We start from the raw sequence: 19,736 nt of genomic DNA on the forward strand, positions 1-19,736 counted from the left end.
CCTTCTGCGACGGACCTTTGAGATCTCGCACGGGCCGGGGAGCCTGGATCCGCGGCTCCCTGACCACTCCTCAAGTCTCCCACCCACCACTGACAATCGAATCTCCGTCGAGGGCGCGGCCTCTGAGCACCCCGGGCGGCGGGTACGTAAGCTGTGCCTCGTCAGGCGTACCAGGCAGCGGGGATGGGCAGACATGGCGATGATGCGGCTCCGGCGCGAGGACCCGCGTGTCGTCGGCTCGTTCAGGCTGCACCGGCGGCTCGGGGCCGGCGGCATGGGGGTCGTCTATCTGGGTTCGGACCGGCGGGGCCAGCGCGTCGCACTGAAGGTGATCCGCCCGGACCTGGCGGAGGATCAGGAGTTCCGTTCGCGGTTCGCGCGCGAGGTGTCCGCCGCCCGGCGGATCCGCGGCGGCTGCACGGCCCGGCTGGTCGCCGCCGACCTGGAGGCGGACCGCCCGTGGTTCGCCACGCAGTACGTTCCGGGGCCCTCGCTGCACGACAAGGTCGCCGAGGAGGGCCCGCTGTCGGCCGCCGAGGTGGCCTCGATCGGGGCGGCGCTCTCCGAGGGCCTGGTCGCGGTGCACGAGGCCGGGGTGGTGCACCGGGACCTGAAGCCGTCGAACATCCTCCTCTCCCCCAAGGGCCCCCGGATCATCGACTTCGGGATCGCCTGGGCCACCGGCGCTTCCACGCTGACGCACGTCGGTACGGCGGTGGGCTCGCCCGGTTTCCTCGCACCCGAGCAGGTGCGCGGCGCTGCGGTGACCCCGGCGACGGACGTGTTCTCGCTCGGGGCGACGCTGGCGTACGCGGCGATGGCCGACTCCCCCTTCGGGCACGGCAGTTCCGAGGTGATGCTGTATCGCGTGGTGCACGAGGAGCCCCAGCTCTTCGACGTGCACGACGCGCTGGCGCCTCTGGTGAGCGCCTGTCTGGCGAAAGACCCGGAGGAGCGGCCGAGCACGCTCCAGCTGTCGATGCGGCTCAAGGAGATCGCGGCGCGCGAGGCGCAGGGGCTGCACGAGAGCCGGCCGCCGGTCCAGCGTTCGGCCCAGGAGGCGGACCGCCCGACCGGCCGCCTGGACGGCCCGTACACCGAACAGCAGACGCGCCGGGCGGCCGGTCCGGCGCCGGGGTCGCGCCCGCAGAACCGGCCGTCGGCGGCGCGTTCCGCTCCCGCCCGCACGGGTGGCGGCGGCCGGCCGGTGCAGCAGCCGCCGCGCGGGACGGCGCGGCCGGCCCGGCGTCCGCAGGGCACCAACGGGACGAACGGCAGGCCGGGGACCCGTCCGGGGACCAGGACGACGTCCACGGGGCGGCGTCCGGCCAATCCGAAGCTGCTGCGGCAGCGGCTCGTCGTCTTCGTGGTGGTGACGCTGCTGGTGGCGCTGGGGATCGCGGCGGCGCAGGGCTGCCAGGGTCCGGCCCGGGGGCTGGGCGTGGACCTCGGACACGGCCGGAGCCAGGTCCAGGACCAGAGCCGGCCGTAGTCAGCTCTCGGGGCGGCCCGTGGCCACCGCGTAGAAGGCGACCGCGGCCGCCGCGCCGACGTTCAGCGAGTCCACGCCGTGGGCCATCGGGATGCGCACCCACCGGTCGGCGGCGGCCAGCGCCCGGGCGGAGAGGCCGTCGCCCTCGGCGCCGAGCATCAGGGCGACGCGGTCCATGCGGTGGGGTGCCGCCTCCTCGATGCTGACGGCCTGCTCGGCGGGCGTCAGCGCGAGCACCGTGAACCCGGCCCCGCGTACGGCCTCCAGGCCCTGCGGCCAGGTGTCGAGGCGCGCGTACGGCACGGAGAACACCGCGCCCATCGAGACCTTGACGGACCGCCGGTAGAGCGGGTCGGCGCAGTCCGGGGAGAGCAGGACGGCGTCCATCCCGAGGGCCGCGGCGCTGCGGAAGATCGCGCCGATGTTCGTATGGTCGTTGACGGCCTCCATGACGGCCACGCGGCGGGCCGTACGGAGGAGGTCACCGGCGGCCGGGAGGGGCTTGCGCCGCATGGAGGCGAGGGCGCCCCGGTGCACGTGGTAGCCGGTGACTCGCTCGGCGAGGTCCGGCGCGACCGTGTAGACGGGGGCGGTGCTCTCCTCGATGACGTCCCGCATCTGGTCGACCCACTTCGCCGAGAGCAGCATGGAGCGCATCTCGTACCCGGCCTCCAGGGCGCGCCGGATCACCTTCTCGCCCTCGGCGATGAACAGGCCCTCCGCGGGCTCCTTCCTGCGCCGGAGCTCGACGTCGGTGAGGCCGACGTAGTCGCCGAGGCGGGGGTCGTCGGGGGTGTCGATGGTGAGGGGTTCAGCCACGGTTGCCCACCTCGACCACGGCACCGATCACGATGACGGCGGGCGGGCGGACGTCCTCGGCGGCCACCCGCTCGGCCACCGTGGCGAGGGTCGCGTCGACGCGGCGCTGGGCGGCCGTGGTGCCTTCCTGGACGAGGGCGACCGGGGTCTCGGGCGAGCGGCCGTGCTCGACGAGCGTGCGGGCGATGGCGCCGATCTTGTCGACGGCCATCAGGAGCACCAGGGTGCCGCGCAGCCGGGCGAGGGCGGCCCAGTCGACCAGGGAGCGTTCGTCGTCGGGGGCGACGTGCCCGCTGACCACGGTGAACTCGTGGGCAACGCCCCGGTGGGTGACGGGGATGCCGGCCGCGCCGGGGACCGAGATGGAGCTGGAGATGCCGGGCACGACGGTGCACGGGATGCCCTCGGCGGCGAGCGCCTGGGCCTCCTCCATGCCCCGGCCGAAGACGAACGGGTCGCCGCCCTTGAGCCGGACGACGGCCTTGCCGGCCTTGGCGTGCTCGATCAGCGCGTTGTTGATGGCCTCCTGGGCCATGTAGCGGCCGTACGGGATCTTCGCGGCGTCAATCACCTCGACGTGCGGCGGGAGCTCGTCGAGCAGGTCGCGGGGGCCGAGGCGGTCGGCGATGACGACGTCCGCCTCGGCGAGCAGGCGGCGGCCCCGGACGGTGATGAGGTCCGGGTCGCCGGGGCCGCCGCCGACCAGCGCGACGCCCGCGGTGCGGGTGCGGTGGTGCGGTGCGGCGATGCTGCCGTCGCGCAGGCCCTCCACGATCGCGTCGCGGACCGCGGCGGAGTGGCGCGGGTCGCGGCCGTGGGCGCCGGCGGTGAGCACGGCGACGGTGACGCCCTCGCTGCGGCCGGTGGCGGGCGTCCAGGCGGTGGCCGCTTCGGCGTCGTCGCTGCGGACGCACCAGGTGCGGGTGCGTTCCGCCTCGGCGGACGCGGCCTCGTTGGCGGCGTCGTCGTCGGTCGCGATGAGCGCGTACCAGGTGTCGGTGAGGTCGCCTTCGGCGTACGTGCGGCGCTCCCAGCGGATCTCGCCGGCGTCCGCCATCGCCTCGACGGAGGGGGTGGCGGACGGCGACACGAGGACGATGTCGGCCCCGGCCGCGATGAGGGCGGGGAGGCGGCGCTGCGCCACCTGGCCGCCGCCGACGACGACTACGCGGCGCCCGTTGAGGCGCAGTCCGACGGGGTAGGCGGGGCGATCGGCGTGCTCGGCCATGGTGGTGCGGGCTCCTCGGGGCGGTGCGGAAGCGCGGGCCGCTGCGGCGATGGAGCGGCGTGGTGTGGTGGGTGGGGATCACGATACGGGGTGGGCGGGGGCGCCTGCGGCGGGCCTTGTCCCCTCCCCGCCCCTCCCCGAAACCGGAGCGCTGCCCCGGACCCCGCGCCTCAAACGCCGGCGAGGCTGGAAGTGGCCGCGCGGCCAGATCAAGCCCTCCGGCGATTGAGGAGCGGGGGTTCGGGGGCAGCGCCCCCGACAACGGTGCCGCTACTTCTCCGTCACGCCCGCCGAGTCGAACGTCGCCACCTCGTGCATCGCACGGGCCGCGCTCTGCACGATCGGCAGCGCCAGCAGCGCCCCCGTGCCCTCGCCGAGGCGGAGGTCCAGGTCGACCAGCGGGCGCAGGCCCAGCTTGTTGAGCGCGGCCACATGGCCCGGCTCCGCGCTGCGGTGGCCGGCGATGCACGCGGCCAGCGCCTCCGGGGCGATCGCGCGGGCCACCAGGGCCGCCGCGCCCGCGCTGACGCCGTCCAGGATCACCGGCGTACGCAGCGACGCGCCGCCCAGCAGGAAGCCGGCCATCGCCGCGTGCTCCAGGCCGCCGACGGCCGCCAGGACGCCGATCGGGTCCGCCGGGTCCGGCTGGTGGAGTTCGAGGGCGCGCCGCACCACGTCGATCTTGCGGGCGTGCATCTCGTCGTTGATGCCCGTGCCCCGGCCCGTGACCTCGGCCGGGTCCATCCCGGTGTACACGCAGATCAGCGCGGCCGACGCGGTCGTGTTCGCGATGCCCATCTCACCGGTCAGCAGGCCCTTGTTGCCCGCCGCCACCAGGTCCCGGGCGGTCTCGATGCCGACCTCGATCGCCGCGTGGACCTCCTCGCGGGTGAGCGCCGGTCCCGTGGTGAAGTCCGCCGTGCCGGCCCGTACCTTCCGGGGCAGCAAGCCCGGCATCGCGGGCAGTTCCGCGACCGCGCCCACGTCGACCACGCAGACCTCGGCGCCCACCTGCGACGCGAACGCGTTGCACACCGCGCCGCCGCCGAGCATGTTGGCGATCATCTGGCCGGTGACCTCCTGGGGCCACGCCGTGACGCCCTGGGCGTGCACGCCGTGGTCGCCCGCGAACACCGCGACGGCCGCCGGCTCCGGGATCGGCGGGGGGCACATCCGGGAGAGCCCGGCCAGCTGCGCGGAGATGATCTCCAGCATGCCGAGCGCACCGGCCGGCTTCGTCATCCGCTTCTGGCGCTCCCACGCCTCGCCGAGCGCCTTGGCGTCCAGCGGACGGATGTTGGAGATCGTCTCCTGGAGCAGGTCGTGCGGTGCCTCGCCGGGCAGGGCGCGGCGGCCGTAGGTCTCCTCGTGGACGACCCAGGACAGCGGGCGCCGCTTCGACCAGCCCGCCTGCATCAGCTCCGGGTCCTCGGGGAACTCGTCCACGTACCCCACGCAGAGGTACGCCACGATCTCCAGGTGCTCCGGAAGTCCCAGCGCGCGCACCATCTCGCGCTCGTCGAAGAAGCTCACCCAGCCGACGCCCAGACCCTCGGCGCGTGCTGCCAGCCACAGGTTCTCCACGGCGAGCGCCGACGAGTACGGGGCCATCTGCGGCTGTGTGTGCCGGCCGAGCGTGTGGCGGCCGCCCCGCGTCGGGTCGGCGGTCACGACGATGTTGACCGGGGTGTCGAGGATCGCCTCGATCTTCAGTTCCTTGAACTGCTTCGCCCGCGCCTTCGGCAGCGACTTCGCGTACGCCTCACGCTGCTGCTGCGCCAGCTCGTGCATCGAACGGCGCGTCTCGGCGGACCGGATGACGACGAAGTCCCACGGCTGCGAGTGGCCCACGCTGGGCGCCGTGTGCGCGGCCTCCAGGACGCGCAGCAGCACCTCGTGCGGGATGGGGTCGCTGCGGAAGCCGTTGCGGATGTCGCGGCGCTCGCGCATCACCCGGAGGACGGCCTCGCGCTCGGCGTCGTCATAGCCCGGCGCGGGCGGCGCGGTGGGCGCCGCGGGCGCCTGCTCCTGCTGTACGGACTCCGCCTCGTCGCTCAGGTCCGGGGTCTCGATGACCTCGGGGCCGGCCTCCGGCTCGGGGGCGGGTGCGGGGGCAGGGGCCTCGGGCTGTATCGACTGCCCGGCGACCGGAGCGGCCGCCTCCGGCTCGGGGGCCGGCACGGGCTCGGCCGCGGCCTCGGGCTGCGGCTCGGGGGCCGGTGCGGGTTCGGCCACCGCGACCGGCTCCGCTTCCGGGGCCGGTGCGGGCTGCGGCTCCGAGGCCGGGGCGGGCTCAGCCTCGGCGACAGGCTGGGGCTCGGCAGCCGGTGCGGGCTGGGGCTCGACGGCCGCCACGGGTTCAGTGACCGCGACGGGCTCAGGTCCGGGCTGCGGCTCCGGGGTCTGTGCGGGCTCCGCCACGGCGCCGGGTTCGGGCTCGGCGGGCGCCACGGGTTCGGCCACGGTCACCGGCTCGGGCTCGGCGGCCGCCACGGGTTCGGCCACGGCCCCGGTCACCGGCTCCGGCTCGGCAGGCGGTACGGGCTGCGGCTCTGCGGCCGGTACCGGCTCCGCCACGGCGGCAGGCTCCGGCTCGGCAGCCGCCACGGGCTCGGCCACGACGACAGGCTCGGGCTCGGCGACGGGCTCCGGCTCCGCCACGACGACAGGCTCGGGCTCGGCAGCCGGTACGGGCACCGCCACGGCGACGGGCTCCGGCTCGGCAACGGGTGCGGGCTCCGCCGCGGCCACCGGCTCCGCGGTCGGCGCGGCCTCCGCGACCGCTACCGGTGCGGCCTCCGCGACCGGCACCGGCTCGGGCTCAGCCACCGGCTGCTCGGCAACCGGCGCCGGGGCCTCCGGAGCGACCGCCTCCGCGACCTGCGGCTCGGGCGCCGGGGTCTCGGCCACCGGGGCCACGGGGGCGGCCTCCTCCGGTGCCGCCGCCTGGGCGGGCTCCGCGACGGGCTCGGGCTGCTCCGGGGCGACCGGGGTCACCGGGGCCCACTGCTGGGCCGTCTGCGGCGGGATCTCGCCGAGCTGGGGGCCCGGGAGGGGCTGGTCCGCCGGCTGCGGGTCGAAGTACTCGGGTTCGGCCGTGGCCGGGCCCGCGTGGCGGGCGGGAGGCGCACCGGCCGGGCCGCGGTCGGCGAGGGAGCGGACGACCCCGGCCCCCGACGTACCGCCGTAGGACGGCTCGGGCGAGGCCGGGCCCCGGTGCAGCGGGCGGCGCACGGGCGGCTGCGCGGCCGGGGCGGGGATGCGGACGGCGCCGAGGTCGACGGAGCCGGAGTCGCGGCCTCCGGACTCGTGCGCGCCGGGGCCTGTCTCGGGCAGCGGCGCGGCGGCGGTCTGGTGCATCGCGTACGCCGGGGCCTGCTCCTGGAGCTGGACGGGGCCCTGGGCGTGCGCGGGGTCGGCCGGCTGGGGGTGGAAGTGCGGCTGGTACGCGCCCTGCGCGGCGGGGTCCGCGTAGTGCTCCGCCGGCTGGGGCGCCGGCTGCGGTTCGCCCCAGGCGCCCTGGGCGCTCGGCATCAGGAGGAGGTCGTCGTCCTCGGGCGTGTGCGCGGAGGGTTCGAGGTAGGTGTAGGAGTCAGCCGCGGGAACGCCCGGCTGCTCCACCGTGCCCGCGTTCTCCGGCAGTCCCTCGCCCGGGATCCGGCCGGTGTCACTCATGCGTTCCCCTCGCCCATCGTCAGTGCTCCTTCGGCCCTTCGCCCGGGACGCCCGGACACGGCACGCGGTGCTCGTCCGGTGGAACGAGCGGGCGCGCCGCGCGGCACGAATCGGTCGCGGACATCCTGCATTCTCGCGGTCGTTCGCCGCCGCGGCAGCTCATTTCGCCACGGCCCGCTGTGGACTGCGCCACGTTGCGCGTCCCAGGGTGCTGCCGTACCACAGCGGGGACCAAAACGGCCCCCTTTTCCGGACATTGACGAACGAAGCGACGAACATCCGGGAGCGGTGCGACGATCGGCCAGCCTACCTCGCACCGCTTGCCGACGGGTCAGGGGGCAAGGTCCGAACGAAGTGCGGAAAGCAGAAAGACGACCGTGCGTTCGCGCTCCGACCAGGCGGTCGTGTCGAGTTCGACGGACTGGAGGAGCGAGCAGTCGACCGTGTAGCCGTTCCCGGCCAGGGCGGCACCCAGTGCCTCGGCCTCGTCGCGGGTGGAGGCGTGCGTGACGATGCGCTCCGGGCGGCGGGCCGCGACGGCGGTGGCGACGGGGACACCGCCGCCTCCGATGCGTACGACGTCGGGCTCGGGCAGCCGTTCCAGTACGTGCGGGGCGCGGCCCTCGACGACCTGGAGCTGGACGCCGAAGGCGCGGGCGGCGGCCGTGGTGCGGGCGCAGGCTTCGGGGTCGCTGTCCACGGCGAGAACCGCCGCGCCGAAGCGGGCCGCCTCGACGGCCAGCGCGCCGCCCCCGGAGCCGATGTCCCAGACGAGGTCGCCGGTGCGGGGGCCGAGGTGGGCGAGCTGGGCGGCGCGCAGGACGGGGCCCTCGCCCTCGCCGCTCTCTCCCGCCGGCCGGTCGCCGGGGTCCGGGTAGGCGCCGGCGGGCAGGGCCCATCCGCGTATGCCCTGCGGGTAGGCGGGGTGGCGGCCGGCGATCCAGGCGCCGTCGGCCCGCTGCTCGGGGCCGCCGCCGATGACGATGACGACGTTGGGGTCGCGCCAGACGTGGTCGGCGGCGGTCTCCGAGGTGACGACGGTGACCTGTTCGCGGTCGGTGCCCAGCTCCTCGCAGATGACGAACGTGCGGTGGACGCCTTCGAGGAGCAGGGCCAGTTCGGCGGGTCCGGCGCCGGGCGAGGTGAGGACGGCGACCTTGTGGTGGGCGCGGCAGACGTTCACGGCGCGGCGCAGGGTGCGCGGGTGGGCGACGACGGTCTGGGCGTCCTCCCAGGGCATCCCGGCGCGGGCGAAGGCGGTGGCGACGGACGAGACGGCCGGGACGACCTCGACCTCCAGGCCATGCTGCGGGGCGCGCAGGGTGCGGACGACGCCGAAGAAGCCGGGATCTCCGTCTGCGAGGACGACGGCGCTGCCCCGGTGGCCGGCGATGCGGCGGGCGGCGAGGTCGACGGAGCCGAGGCGGATGCGTTCGGCGCCGCCGGGGATCTCCGGCAGCGCGAGGTGGTGGGCGGCTCCGGCGACCAGGGTCGCGGCCGAGAGCGCTGCGGTGGCCGCTCTGGTCAGCGGCGAGCCGTCCCAGCCGATCACTGTGACCCGGTCGGCCATCTTGGTGTCATTCTCCTGGAGTCGTCGCAGGCGGGGCGGGGGTGCCCGGGGGCGGGCAGGGTGAGGTTACCCGGTCCCCGCCGAGCGGGCTCCGGGGCCCCGGCGCCGGTCAGTTCCAGTCGTTGTAGGTGCCGTAGCCGCCGGCGTCGGCGAGCTGTTCGGCGACGCCTTCGAGGTCTTCGGGGAGCAGGCCCCAGACGATGAGGTCGGTGCGGATGTCGGTCCATCCGCCGTCCTCCGTCTGGGAGCGCGCTATGCGGGCGTTGCGCAGGACGCCCTCGCTGATGCAGCCGAGTTTCTGGGCGACCTGCTGGGAGGCGGTGTTGTCGGCGGCGGTGCGCAGTTCGATGCGCTCGAAGCCCTGGTCGCGGAAGAGCCACTGGGCGACGGCGAGCACGGATTCGGTGGCGTAGCCCTCGCCGCGGGCCCAGGGGGCGGTGATGTACGCGGCCTCGGTGGACAGGGTGCGCCAGTCGGTGTTGCGCAGCCGTACGGAGCCGACGAGGCGCTGGGTGAGGAACTCGGTGACGGCCAGGGCGATCCCGTCGCCCTTGGTGCGGTGCGCGGGAGCGATTCTGCGCACCCAGCGTTCGGCGTCGACCTGGGTGTAGGGGTGGGGGGCGTCGGTCCAGGCGGTGACGAGTTCGTCGTTCATCATCTCGATGTACGCGGGGATGTCCGCCATGTCGAATGGGCGCAGCACCAACCGGTCCGTGCTGATGGAGATGTCCGGGAAGGTGGAAGTCATGCGCAGCTCCATGCCGAAGACCGTGTAAATGCACAGCATGCAGCATCGCGGGGCGGCCGCGCATGGCCGGGTCGGTACGGCGGAGCCCCGCACCCCCGGGCGGGGTGTGCGGGGCTCCTCGGGCAAGTGCCGTGTACGGGTCAGGACTTGGCGTCACCGAAGGCCGGGACGACCGAGCCCTGGTAGGTGTCCTCGATGAACTTCTTGACCTCGTCGGAGTGGAGGAGCTTCACGAGCTTCTGGACGCGGGGGTCCTTCTCGTCGCCCTTCTTGACGGCGACGATGTTGGCGTACGGGTTGCCGTCGGCCTTCTCCAGGACGAGGGCGTCCTTCGCGGGCTTGAGCTTGGCCTCGATGGCGTAGTTGCCGTTGATGACGGCGGCGTCCACGTCGTTGAGGGCGCGCGGGACCGTGGCGGCCTCCAGCTCCTTGAACTCCAGGCCCTTCTTGTCGGTGATGTCGCTCAGCTTGGCGCTGGTGCCGACGCCGTCCTTGAGGGTGATGAGGTCGTTCTCGGCGAGCAGCTGGAGCGCGCGGCCCTCGTTGGTGGTGTCGTTGGGGACGGCGATGGTCTGGCCGGCCTTGATGCCGTCGAGGCCCTTGACCTTCTTGGAGTAGAGGCCGAGGGGCTCGAGGTGGACGGTGCCGACGGAGACCAGGTGGGTGTTGTTCTTCTTGTTGAAGTCGTCCAGGTAGGGCTGGTGCTGGAAGAAGTTGGCGTCGACCTGGCCGGTCTCGGTGGCGGTGTTGGGCAGGACGTAGTCCGTGAACTCCTTGACCTCCAGCTTGAGGCCGGCCTTCTCCGCGAGGTTCTTCTTGACGAAGCCGAGGATGTCGGCGTGCGGCGTCGGCGACGCGGCGACGACGAGGGCCTTGGAGGTGTCGGTGCCGCCGCTCTTGGAGGACGGGTCGGAGTCCGTGCCGCAGGCGGTGAGGCCGAGGGCGAGGGCGGTGGTGGCCGCGGCCGCGGCGGTGATCTTGATGCTGGTACGCACGAAAAGTGCCTCTTTCAGGTGGTGATGGTGGTGCGCCCGGACAAGGAGTGCGGGCTTGGTGGGGAGGGGAAGTCTCAGGAGGTGCGGCCGCGGCGGGCCAGCAGGCGGACGGCGAGGTCGCCGATCAGCTGGACGAGGGTCACGATGACGATCAGCAGCGCGACCGTGATCAGCATGAACCGGTTGTCGAAGCGCTGGAACCCGTAGGTGACGGCCTTGGAGCCGAGCCCTTCGCCGCCGACCGCGCCGGCCATCGCGGAGTAGCCGATGAGCACGATGACGGTGGTGGTGATCCCGGAGACCAGGGACGGCAGGGCCTGCGGGAGCAGCACCTTGCGGACGATCGTCGGGATGGAGCCGCCCATCGACTGGACGGCCTCCACGAGCCCGTGGTCGACCTCGCGCACCGCCGTCTCGACCAGCCGGGCGAAGAACGGGATGGCGCCGACGGCGAGCGGGACGATCATCGCGGTGGGGCCGATGAAGGTGCCGACGACCCAGGTGGTGAAGGGGATCAGGGCGATCAGCAGGATGATGAACGGCAGCGAGCGGCCGATGTTCACGATCACGCCGACGACCTTGTTCACCGGGGTGTTCTGGAGCAGTCCGCCCTTGTCGGTGAGGACGAGCAGGACGCCGAGGGGCAGTCCGACCAGGACGGTGACGAGGGCGGACCACAGCACCATGTAGAGGGTGTCGACGGTGCCCTGCGTCAGCAGCGGCTGCATTTCGGACCAGGTCACTTCGCCACCTCCTTGGTGAGCGGTGCGGGTACGGAGACGGGTGCGGCGTCTGCGCCATCGACGAGCTCGGCCTGGAGGCCCTGTTCGCGCAGGAAGCCGATCGGCACGACGTTCTCCTCGAACCGGCCGGGCAGTTCGATGCGCATGCGGCCGATCTGCTTGCCGCCCACGGTGTCCATGGCGGCGCCCAGGATCGAGATGTCGATGTTGTACGTACGGGAGAGCTGCGAGATCACCGGGCGGGCGGCGGCCTCGCCGTGGAAGGTGACGTCCACGACGGTGCGGTCGGGCGCGGAGGCGGTGCCGCCGACGGGGAACAGTTCGTGGGCCAGCTCGGAGCCGGGGGTGGCGAGCAGTTCGCCGACGGTGCCGGATTCGATCACCCGGCCGCCCCGCATCAGCGCGGCGGAGTCGCAGATGGTCTTCACGACGTCCATCTCGTGCGTGATGAGCAGGACGGTGAGCCCGAGCTGCCGGTTGAGGTCGCGCAGGAGCTGGAGGATGGAGCGGGTGGTCTCGGGGTCCAGGGCGGAGGTCGCCTCGTCGGACAGGAGCACCTTGGGGTCGCCGGCGAGGGCGCGGGCGATGCCGACGCGCTGCTTCTGGCCGCCGGAGAGCTGGCCCGGGTAGGACTTGGCCTTGTCGGCGAGGCCGACCAGGTCGAGGAGTTCGAGGGCCTTGCGGGAGCGTTCGCGGCCGGTGACGCCGAGGATCTCCAGGGGGAGTTCGACGTTGCGCTGCACGGTGCGGGAGGCCAGCAGGTTGAAGTGCTGGAAGACCATGCCGATGCGGCTGCGTGCCTCGCGCAGCTCCTTGCCGGCCCGGCGGCCCCGGCCCGCGAGGGCGGTGAGGTCCTGGCCGGCCACGGTCACGGTGCCGGAGGTGGGGCGTTCCAGGAGGTTGACGCAGCGGATGAGCGATGACTTGCCGGCGCCGCTGCGGCCGATGACGCCGTACACCTCGCCCTCGCGTACGTGGAGGTCGACGCCGTCCAGGGCGGTGACCTCGCGGTCGCGCGAACGGTAGACCTTCGTGAGGCCCGTCGTGGTGATCACAGGGGTTTCCGTCACTGTCGAGTGCGCGGCGCGGTGTCCGCCGGGCACGGGGCATGCGTCCGGGGGTGATCCGGACGTTTTCGATCGGACGTTCCGAGCGGCTTCCCGGGGCGTCCGGGCGCGGCGGTCACCGCGGGCCGGGGCCCGTGCGGGCGGCCGGGAAGGGTCTCGCTTCGGGGCGCGAGGCTCGGTCGTGGGCCCTCAGAAGGCGCGCATTCGACACATACAACGAGCACCGGGCGTCGTGATCGCCTCGGTCGCAAGGGTGCGGCTGCTCGTCGTGGTCATGGGCACAAGTAAAACAGACGTGAGTTCGCCGCCGGACCGATTGTCCGGATAGCGGACAGGCGTGGATGGGGCGGCGCGACGGTCTCGTATCGGCCGACGCTTTCCAGCCACACCGCCCTGACCTGCAGCGATGCTCCTCTGGCGAGGCCGGCCATGCCGCTCCCCGGGCGCCCGGGGCCGGTGTGCCCTGTGGTCAAGGCCACGATCTCCCGGCGTCAGCGCCCTCGCCCCGGCGAACCGGGGGCGAGGACGGCGGGCGCGGCGCGCCGTAATACCCTCGGCTCATGCTCGACGCCCTGACGGTCGCGGTCGCCGTGGCCGCCCTCGCCCTCGCCGCCTGGTGCGGATACGCCGCCTACCGGGACCAGCCCACCAAGGACTGGCACTTCATCGGCATGGCCGTCGTCTCGCTGCTGGCCCTGGCGCAGCTGGTGACGGGAATCGTGCAGCTGGCCCGGGGCGAGCGGCCCGAGCAGGGCATGACCATCTTCATCGCGTACCTCGCCGGGGCGTTCCTCGCCGTACCGGCGGCGGGGTTCCTGTCGCTGAGCGAGCGGACCCGCTGGGGCTCGGTGACGGTGGCGGCGGGCGCGGTCGTCCTGGCCGTCCTCGAAGTACGGCTCTACGACATCTGGGGAAGCTGACCGTGACCGACACCGACACCACGCAGGCGACGGCCGGCGAGAAGCGGCCCTTCGACCTCGGCACCGGTCCCGGCCGCGTCCTCGTCTGGTTCTACGGCGTGTTCACCGTGGCGGCGGCGTCCCGTTCGATCGTCCAGATGATCCTGGACTTCGGCCGCGCGCCCCTCGCCTATGTGCTGTCGGCGGTCGCCGCGCTCGTCTACGGCTTCATCACGTACTCGCTGGTGCGCGGCGGGGAGCGGGCGCGCCGGACGGCGCTGGTGTGCTGCGCGGCCGAGCTGGCCGGGGTGCTGATCGTGGGGACGTGGACGCTGGTGGAGCCGTCTGCGTTCGCCGACGCGACCGTGTGGTCGTACTGCGGCCGGGACTACCTGTTCATTCCGGTGATCCTGCCGGTCACCGGAATGATGTGGCTGCGCCGCGCCCGGACCGCGTAACGGCGGGGGCGCGGCGCTCGTACCGTACGGCTAGGCGCTGGCCACGTACGCGGTGGGGGCCTGGGCCTCCTTCTCCAGCAGGATCATCATGACCCCGTCGTCGCCCTGGGCGTTGCCCACAGGGGCGTAGCCCGCGCGCCGGTAGAGCCTCAGGTTGCCCTCGCTGCGGTGGCCGGTGTGCAGCCGGAAGCGGGTGGCGGCGCGCTCGTCGGCGAGGCCGGACTCCGCCGCGCGCAGCAGCCGGGCGCCGAGGCCGTGGCCCCGCAGCCGGGGGTGGACGCAGAGCTTGCCGATCCGGCCGGTGCCGTCCTCGTCGGCCGAGCCCCGCACCGAGCCGACGACCTCGTCGCCGAGCCGTGCCACGTAGACCAGGTTCTCCGCGATCTCGGCGCGCACCGAGTCGAGGGTCTGGACGAGCGGGTCGATGCGGTAATTGCCGTACAGCTCCGCCTCGCTCTGGAAACAGAGGTACTGCAGCTTCAGAATCTCTTCGGCGTCCCGCACGTCCGCCGCCGAGATGGTCACGCTCATGCCCATGTGCGCATGCCTCCCGCTCACCTGATCCGCCGGTTGTCTTCCGCTCCTTTCCCACGAGTCAGGAGCGACAACCTCCGCCGCGAGCATTCTGCGCAGACATCCAAGGCATCGGGAACGGATGGGGCCCAAACTCCCCTGTGACATAGCCGACTCCCCTGCGATGTGACGGGAGCGGGGTGCTGACGGGGAGTCGGGCCCGGCGCGCTACTTCTTCGCGCTCCTCGCCGTGAAGTCCGCGGCCGCGAGCAGGGCGGTGTCCGGGTTGTCGGAGAAGATGCCGTCGATCCCGGTCGCGAAGTACGCCGCGAACGCGCCGAACGCGTCCCCGTACGCGTTCGGGTCGCTGCCGCGCCGGAAGTCGGCGGGCAGGAAGGTGTTCTCGTTGCGCATCGTGTACGGGTGGAGGACGAGGCCCTGCGCGTGGGCGTCGCGCACCAGGGTGGTGGGCTCGGTGAGCCGGCCGTCGGCGTCCTTGGGGATGATCAGGTCCAGGGTGGGGCCGATGCCCTGCGCGAAGGAGGCCATCCACTTCAGGCCCGCCGGCCGGACCAGGTCGTCCGTGGTGCGCGGGTCGCCGGACGCCTCGAAGTCCCAGGGCCGGGTGCCCGCGCCGGAGAGCAGGACGATGCGCGGGGTCGCGACGAGCCGGGCCAGGCGCTGGACGCTGCCGGGCTCGAAGGACTGGAGGATGACCGGGGACTGGGCGCGGTGGCGTCCGTAGCGGCGCAGCAGCTTGGCCAGCGGCTCCTCCAGGCCGAGCCCGAGGCCCCGGAAGTAGGTGGGGTGCTTGGTCTCGACGTACAGCCAGACGGGCTTTCCGCGGCGGCGGCCCTCGCGGTCGGCCCAGCGCAGGACCTCTTCGAAGGTGGGGACCTCCCAGCGGCCGTCGTACAGCGTGTTCTTCTGGCGGTTGGCCGGAATGCGCTCCTTGGCGCGGAGGGTCTTGAGCTCGGCGAGGGTGAAGTCCTCGGTGAACCAGCCGGTGAGGGAGACGCCGTCGACGGTCTTGGTGGTCCGGCGGTTCGCGAACTCGGGGTGCGCGGAGACGTCGGTGGTGGCGGTGATGTCGTTCTCGTGGCGGCAGACGAGGTGGCCGTCGCGGGTGGGGACGAGGTCCTGCTCGATGATGTGCGCGCCCATGTCCAGGGCGAGCTGGTAGGAGCCCAGCGTGTGTTCGGGGCGGTAGCCGCTGGTGCCCCGGTGGCCGATGACCGTGGGGACCGGCAGGTCGAGGCGGTGGCCCCCGTGTCCGCCGTTCCGGTCGGCCGCCTGCGCCGTTGTGGTGACGCCCAGGGCGGCGGTGCCGAGGACGGCTGCCCCCGCCCCGATGACGGTCCGGCGTCCCGGCGCGGCCTGCGCACGCTCTGTCATGAATGCTCCTCGCATGTGATGTACGGCACCTGTCGAGCGAGGATCGAGCGTAGGCAGGGGTACGGTCCTGGGGGCGGCACCTGGACGAACATGGCGCGAACACATGTCAACACGGCGTATCCGGTGTGTGAACCCGATGTGCGATCGGCCGGTACCCGCGAGTATGGTCCTCACCTGCATGGACCTTCACCATCCGTCGCCCCGGCCGGCCCGGCCACAACACCGGAGGAAGCGTTGTCCCGTCTCGCACTCATCAAGGCAGTGCTCGGACCGATCCTGCGCCTGATGTTCCGTCCCCGGATGGAGGGCATCGAGAACATTCCGGGCAGCGGGCCGGTGATCCTGGCGGGCAATCATCTGACGTTCATCGACTCGATGATCATGCCGATCTGCTGCGACCGTCCGGTGTTCTTCATCGGCAAGGACGAGTACGTGACGGGCAAGGGCGTCAAGGGCCGGCTGATGGCCTGGTTCTTCACGGGCGTCGGCATGATCCCGGTGGACCGGGACGGCGGGCGCGGGGGGGTCGCGGCGCTGATGACGGGGCGCCGGATCCTGGAGGAGGGCAAGGCGTTCGCCATCTACCCGGAGGGCACCCGCTCCCCCGACGGCCGGCTCTACCGGGGCCGTACGGGCATCGCGCGGCTGACGCTGATGACGGGCGCGCCGGTGGTGCCCTTCGCGATGATCGGCACGGACAAGCTCCAGCCGGGCGGCTCGGGTCTGCCCCGGCCCGGCAAGGTGACGGTGCGCTTCGGTGAACCGATGGAGTTCTCCCGCTACGAGGGCATGGACCGCGACCGCTACGTGCTGCGCGCGGTGACCGACTCCGTGATGGCCGAGGTGATGCGGCTGTCCGGCCAGGAGTACGTGGACATGTACGCGACGAAGGCGAAGGCCGCCTGATCCGGCGGAACGTACGAGAGGGCCCGCTTCCCCCGGTCCGGGGGGAGCGGGCCCTCTCGTACGCGTCCTACTCGTGCACGATGCCCTCCTCCAGTTCCTGACCGCGCAGCAGGAACCAGGCGACGGCCGCCGTCGCCACCAGGACGACGGCGCCGACGACCGAGGCGAGGTGCAGCCCGTCCACGAACGCGTCCTGGGCCGAGGAGACCAGTTCGTGGGCCTCGTGCGGCGGCAGCAGGTGCGAGGACTCCACGGCGCCGCCCAGCGATTCGTGCGCGGCGTCCGAGACGGCGGGCGGGGTGCCGGGCGGGGCCTGGAAGCTCTTGTAGGCGCCGGTCACGATGGAGCCGAGCAGTGCGATGCCGAGCGCCGCGCCCAGCTCGTACGCCGTCTCGGAGACCGCGGAGGCGGCGCCCGCGTGCTCCTTGGGGACGCTAGAGAGGATGACGTCGGACGTCACGGTGAAGGCGAAGCCCGCGCCCACGCCGACGATCAGGAGCAGCGCGCCGATGAGCGGGTAGGCCGTGTCCCGATGGACGGCGGCGACCGCGGCCAGCGCCAGGCCGATCGCGCCGAGCCCGCCGGACACCACCACCCGTACGGTGAGCCGCCGGGCGACCGTGCCCGCCAGCAAGCCCGCGGTGACGGCGCCGACGGCGGCGGGCAGTTCGGCGAGCCCGGCCTCCAGCGGTCCGCGACCCTGGACCAGCTGGAGGAACTGGGAGAGGAAGAAGACGATCCCGGACAGGCCGAGGATGGTCAGCAGGTCGGCGAGGACCGCGCCGGAGAAGCCCCGGTGGTGGAAGAGCCGCATGTCAAGGAGCGGGGCGGGGAGCCGGAACTGACGGCGTACGAACCAGATCAGCGCCAGCAGTCCGACGACGCCCACCACGGCGGGGGGCCAGCTCGTGCCGTGCGCGGCCATCTCCTTGATGGCGTAGACGACCCCGATCATGCCGACCAGCGAGAGGCCCACGCTCGGCAGGTCCCACGGCCCGGGTGCCGGGTTCTTCGACTCGGGGATCATCTTGATGCCGACCACCACGAGCACCGCCATGACGGGCAGGTTGATCAGGAAGACCGAGCCCCACCAGAAGTGTTCGAGGAGGAATCCCCCGACGACGGGCCCGACGGCGGCACCGGCCGAGGCCATCGCGCCCCAGATGCCGATGGCGAGGCTGCGCTCGCGGGGGTCGTGGAAGAGGTTGCGGATCAGGGCGAGGGTGGACGGCATCAGGGTGGCGCCGGCGACACCGAGCAGGGCCCGCGCCACGATCATCATCTCGGGCGTGTGCGCGTAGGCGTTGAGGACCGAGACCGCGCCGAAGGCGGTGGCACCGCACAGCAGCAGCTTCTTGCGGCCGATGCGGTCGCCGAGGCTGCCCATGGAGACCAGGAGCCCGGCGATGACGAAGGAGTAGACGTCGCCGATCCAGAGCAGCTGGGTGCCGGTCGGCTCCAGGTCCTCGCTGAGGAAGGGGGTCGCCAGGCCGAGCACGGTCGCGTCGACTGCCACCAGCAGCACGGCGAGGACGAGGACGGCCAGCGCGATCCACCGCCCGGGGCGGTACGGATCGACGGGGGGCTCCGGGTGCTCTTCCACGCTGCTCATTGCTCCACGCTCCGGCGTGCGCCGCCGAGCAGCAACTCGGCGATCATGTACGGAAAGTCCCGCGCGGCCACCCGGCCCGCCTGAACGGCCCACGCACCGCTGCCGATGAGCCCGTACAGCGCCTCGGTCAGCCAGGCCGGGGTCAGGTCGATGCGAAATTCGCCCCGCTCCTGGCCGCGCCGGAAGAAGGCGGCGACGCGGGCGTCCAGCCGGTCCCAGCCGGCGTTCTGGTCGCCGTCCTCCCAGAGCTGGTTCTCCGTCACGAGGAACGAGAGCAGTCCGGCGCTCGGCTCGACGGCACGCACGAACCGGCGCAGCGCCTCCTCGCTCGTGCCCTCGTCCATCGCGGCGGTGTCGAGCGCGGCCTCGAACTCCTGGATGCCCAGCTGCTCCAGTGCCCTGACCAGGGCGTCGCGCCCGGCGAAGTGCCGGTGCAGGGTGGCCCGTCCGATCCCGGCCGCCTTGGCGACCTCGTCCATGGTGGCGGTGGGTCTACGGGTCAGCAGGGCGGCGGCACTGCGCAGCACCTGCTCACGATCAAGAGTCATGGGACAACACTAACCCGAATGAGACATCAACGTCTCATTCGGGTTACCCGTGCCTGTTCCCGGTCAGCTCCAGGGCAGCGTGGCGCGGTGCCGCCAGTACGCCTCCGGCTCCTCGACCAGGGCCTCGAGCCTGGCCCGCCGTTCCTCGTCGAGGACCGGGACGGCCGCGTGCAGGTTGCCGGAGAGCTGGGCGACGGTGGCCGCGCCGGAGAGCACGACCCCGGCCCACGGCTGGTGGAGCACCAGGGCCAGGGCGACGGCGTCGCTCCCGACCCCTTCCTCGTCCGCGATCTCGCGCACGACGGCGGGTGCCTGGTCCCCGGCGAGCCGGCCGTTGGCCATGCCCTCCTTGACGATGACGGTGAGCCCGGCGGCGTGCGCCTCGACGAGGGCGGGCGCCGCAGAGGTCTCCAGGGCGTTGTAGGTGGCCTGGACCGTACGGAAGAGGGGGGCGCCGTCGACCGTGACCGCGAGGGCGGCGAGGATCGCCTCGGCCTGGGCGGGGCCGCTGGTGGAGATGCCGACGCTGACGCCCTGGGAGGCCAGTTCGGCGAGGCGGGCGTGCAGTTCCTTGTCGGCGAGCGCCGGGCTGTCCGGGGTCACCGAGTGGATCTGGTAGAGGTCGAGCCGGTCGCCGAGCAGGGCGGCGGTCTCGGCCCGCTGGCGTTCGAACGCGGCGAGGCCGTGGTCCTTGACCTCGTGCACGTCCGCGTCGAGACCCCAGTCGGCGGTGTAGGTGTAGCCCCATTTGCTGCCGACGACGACGTCTTCCGCCTCCGGGTGCGCGGCCAGCCAGCCGGCCAGGAACTCCTCTGCGCGCCCGTAGGAGCGGGCGGCGTCGAAGTAGCGGACGCCCTGCGCGTAGGCGGCGTCGAGGAGTTCGTGCGTACGGTCGCGCAGGGCGTCGGGCGAGCGGTCCTGGGGCAGGTCGCGGTCGCGGTGGAGGTTGATGTAGCCGGGCCGGCCGACGGCAGCCAGGCCGAGCCCGATGTGGGCGGTGGGGGTGGTCGCTTCGGACAGTCGGGCGAACGGCATCGCGGGCTCCTCGTCGTCGGGCAGGACGCGCCT

At 73.1% G+C, this 19,736-nt stretch carries 17 protein-coding genes; 4 read left to right on the top strand and 13 right to left on the bottom strand.

Going from position 1 to position 19,736, the window contains the following annotated elements; translation table 11 throughout:
• Positions 1-193 precede the first annotated feature (193 nt).
• Entirely contained in the window at positions 194-1,492 is a 1,299-nt protein-coding gene (locus AB0L33_RS22905) for a protein kinase (RefSeq protein WP_365684211.1), read from the top strand.
• Here the strand turns inward: AB0L33_RS22905 and AB0L33_RS22910 are convergent, their stop codons facing one another.
• The 8 genes from AB0L33_RS22910 to AB0L33_RS22945 form a co-directional block, all read right to left on the bottom strand.
• Entirely contained in the window at positions 1,493-2,311 is an 819-nt protein-coding gene (locus AB0L33_RS22910) for an RNA methyltransferase (protein ID WP_365684213.1), read from the bottom strand.
• The gene (cobA, locus tag AB0L33_RS22915) at positions 2,304-3,539 is read right to left on the bottom strand and encodes a uroporphyrinogen-III C-methyltransferase (protein WP_365684215.1); all 1,236 of its coding nucleotides are present in this window, start codon (positions 3,537-3,539) and stop codon (positions 2,304-2,306) included. Before cobA ends, AB0L33_RS22910 begins: the two co-directional genes overlap by 8 nt.
• Before the next feature lie 270 nt (positions 3,540-3,809).
• Positions 3,810-7,214: a nicotinate-nucleotide--dimethylbenzimidazole phosphoribosyltransferase gene (cobT, locus tag AB0L33_RS22920; RefSeq protein ID WP_365684217.1), complete on the bottom strand. Its 3,405-nt coding sequence runs from the start codon at positions 7,212-7,214 to the stop codon at positions 3,810-3,812.
• 331 nt (positions 7,215-7,545) lie between these two features.
• Positions 7,546-8,784 carry a precorrin-6y C5,15-methyltransferase (decarboxylating) subunit CbiE gene (gene cbiE, locus AB0L33_RS22925; protein ID WP_365684219.1) on the bottom strand — a complete coding sequence of 413 codons (1,239 nt, stop codon included), beginning with the start codon at positions 8,782-8,784 and terminating at the stop codon, positions 7,546-7,548.
• 109 nt (positions 8,785-8,893) lie between these two features.
• Entirely contained in the window at positions 8,894-9,571 is a 678-nt protein-coding gene (locus tag AB0L33_RS22930; RefSeq protein WP_073967835.1) for a GNAT family N-acetyltransferase, read from the bottom strand.
• 101 nt (positions 9,572-9,672) lie between these two features.
• Positions 9,673-10,527 carry a MetQ/NlpA family ABC transporter substrate-binding protein gene (locus AB0L33_RS22935; protein ID WP_365684221.1) on the bottom strand — a complete coding sequence of 285 codons (855 nt, stop codon included), beginning with the start codon at positions 10,525-10,527 and terminating at the stop codon, positions 9,673-9,675.
• Positions 10,528-10,601: 74 nt separating this feature from the next.
• The gene (locus AB0L33_RS22940; RefSeq protein ID WP_360862422.1) at positions 10,602-11,270 is read right to left on the bottom strand and encodes a methionine ABC transporter permease; all 669 of its coding nucleotides are present in this window, start codon (positions 11,268-11,270) and stop codon (positions 10,602-10,604) included.
• Complete coding sequence (locus AB0L33_RS22945; RefSeq protein WP_365684223.1) at positions 11,267-12,325, bottom strand: ATP-binding cassette domain-containing protein; 1,059 nt, start codon at positions 12,323-12,325, stop codon at positions 11,267-11,269. The genes AB0L33_RS22940 and AB0L33_RS22945 overlap by 4 nt, the downstream gene beginning before the upstream one ends.
• A 572-nt stretch (positions 12,326-12,897) precedes the next feature.
• On the opposite strand from AB0L33_RS22945, the gene AB0L33_RS22950 reads away from it, so the two are divergent.
• Both AB0L33_RS22950 and AB0L33_RS22955 read left to right on the top strand, forming a co-directional pair.
• Positions 12,898-13,257, top strand: coding sequence for a hypothetical protein (locus AB0L33_RS22950; RefSeq protein ID WP_018103833.1), 360 nt, complete (start codon positions 12,898-12,900; stop codon positions 13,255-13,257).
• A 2-nt stretch (positions 13,258-13,259) separates the two neighbouring features.
• Positions 13,260-13,694, top strand: coding sequence for a hypothetical protein (locus AB0L33_RS22955; protein WP_018103832.1), 435 nt, complete (start codon positions 13,260-13,262; stop codon positions 13,692-13,694).
• Positions 13,695-13,724: 30 nt separating this feature from the next.
• Here the strand turns inward: AB0L33_RS22955 and AB0L33_RS22960 are convergent, their stop codons facing one another.
• Together AB0L33_RS22960 and AB0L33_RS22965 are read right to left on the bottom strand one after the other, a co-directional pair.
• A complete protein-coding gene (locus tag AB0L33_RS22960) occupies positions 13,725-14,231 on the bottom strand; it encodes a GNAT family N-acetyltransferase (RefSeq protein ID WP_365684226.1) in 507 nt (168 codons plus the stop codon).
• Between the two features lie 204 nt (positions 14,232-14,435).
• Positions 14,436-15,602, bottom strand: coding sequence for a glycerophosphodiester phosphodiesterase (locus AB0L33_RS22965; RefSeq protein ID WP_365684228.1), 1,167 nt, complete (start codon positions 15,600-15,602; stop codon positions 14,436-14,438).
• A 234-nt stretch (positions 15,603-15,836) separates the two neighbouring features.
• On the opposite strand from AB0L33_RS22965, the gene AB0L33_RS22970 reads away from it, so the two are divergent.
• Positions 15,837-16,508 carry a lysophospholipid acyltransferase family protein gene (locus tag AB0L33_RS22970; protein WP_365684230.1) on the top strand — a complete coding sequence of 224 codons (672 nt, stop codon included), beginning with the start codon at positions 15,837-15,839 and terminating at the stop codon, positions 16,506-16,508.
• Positions 16,509-16,575: 67 nt separating this feature from the next.
• On the opposite strand, the gene AB0L33_RS22975 is transcribed toward AB0L33_RS22970, so the two are convergent.
• From AB0L33_RS22975 to AB0L33_RS22985, 3 genes are all read right to left on the bottom strand, one after another.
• Entirely contained in the window at positions 16,576-18,120 is a 1,545-nt protein-coding gene (locus tag AB0L33_RS22975; protein ID WP_365684232.1) for an MFS transporter, read from the bottom strand.
• On the bottom strand, positions 18,117-18,668 hold the full coding sequence (locus AB0L33_RS22980) for a helix-turn-helix domain-containing protein (protein WP_365684234.1): 552 nt from the start codon (positions 18,666-18,668) through the stop codon (positions 18,117-18,119). Before AB0L33_RS22980 ends, AB0L33_RS22975 begins: the two co-directional genes overlap by 4 nt.
• 63 nt (positions 18,669-18,731) lie before the next feature.
• The gene (locus tag AB0L33_RS22985) at positions 18,732-19,703 is read right to left on the bottom strand and encodes an aldo/keto reductase (protein WP_365684236.1); all 972 of its coding nucleotides are present in this window, start codon (positions 19,701-19,703) and stop codon (positions 18,732-18,734) included.
• Positions 19,704-19,736 lie beyond the last annotated feature (33 nt).

The sequence above is a fragment of the Streptomyces sp. NPDC052299 genome (assembly GCF_040679335.1).
Taxonomy (GTDB): domain Bacteria; phylum Actinomycetota; class Actinomycetes; order Streptomycetales; family Streptomycetaceae; genus Streptomyces.

Excerpts from the sequence above, each read along its gene's own strand:
- cbiE (WP_365684219.1), bottom strand. The coding sequence starts at position 8,784 with ATGGCCGACCGGGTCACAGTGATCGGCTGGGACGGCTCGCCGCTGACC.
- AB0L33_RS22960 (WP_365684226.1), bottom strand. The coding sequence starts at position 14,231 with ATGGGCATGAGCGTGACCATCTCGGCGGCGGACGTGCGGGACGCCGAA.
- cobA (WP_365684215.1), bottom strand. The coding sequence starts at position 3,539 with ATGGCCGAGCACGCCGATCGCCCCGCCTACCCCGTCGGACTGCGCCTC.
- AB0L33_RS22930 (WP_073967835.1), bottom strand. The coding sequence starts at position 9,571 with ATGCTGTGCATTTACACGGTCTTCGGCATGGAGCTGCGCATGACTTCC.
- AB0L33_RS22980 (WP_365684234.1), bottom strand. The coding sequence starts at position 18,668 with ATGACTCTTGATCGTGAGCAGGTGCTGCGCAGTGCCGCCGCCCTGCTG.
- AB0L33_RS22965 (WP_365684228.1), bottom strand. The coding sequence starts at position 15,602 with ATGACAGAGCGTGCGCAGGCCGCGCCGGGACGCCGGACCGTCATCGGG.
- AB0L33_RS22975 (WP_365684232.1), bottom strand. The coding sequence starts at position 18,120 with ATGAGCAGCGTGGAAGAGCACCCGGAGCCCCCCGTCGATCCGTACCGC.
- AB0L33_RS22950 (WP_018103833.1), top strand. The coding sequence starts at position 12,898 with ATGCTCGACGCCCTGACGGTCGCGGTCGCCGTGGCCGCCCTCGCCCTC.
- cobT (WP_365684217.1), bottom strand. The coding sequence starts at position 7,214 with ATGAGTGACACCGGCCGGATCCCGGGCGAGGGACTGCCGGAGAACGCG.
- AB0L33_RS22985 (WP_365684236.1), bottom strand. The coding sequence starts at position 19,703 with ATGCCGTTCGCCCGACTGTCCGAAGCGACCACCCCCACCGCCCACATC.
- AB0L33_RS22905 (WP_365684211.1), top strand. The coding sequence starts at position 194 with ATGGCGATGATGCGGCTCCGGCGCGAGGACCCGCGTGTCGTCGGCTCG.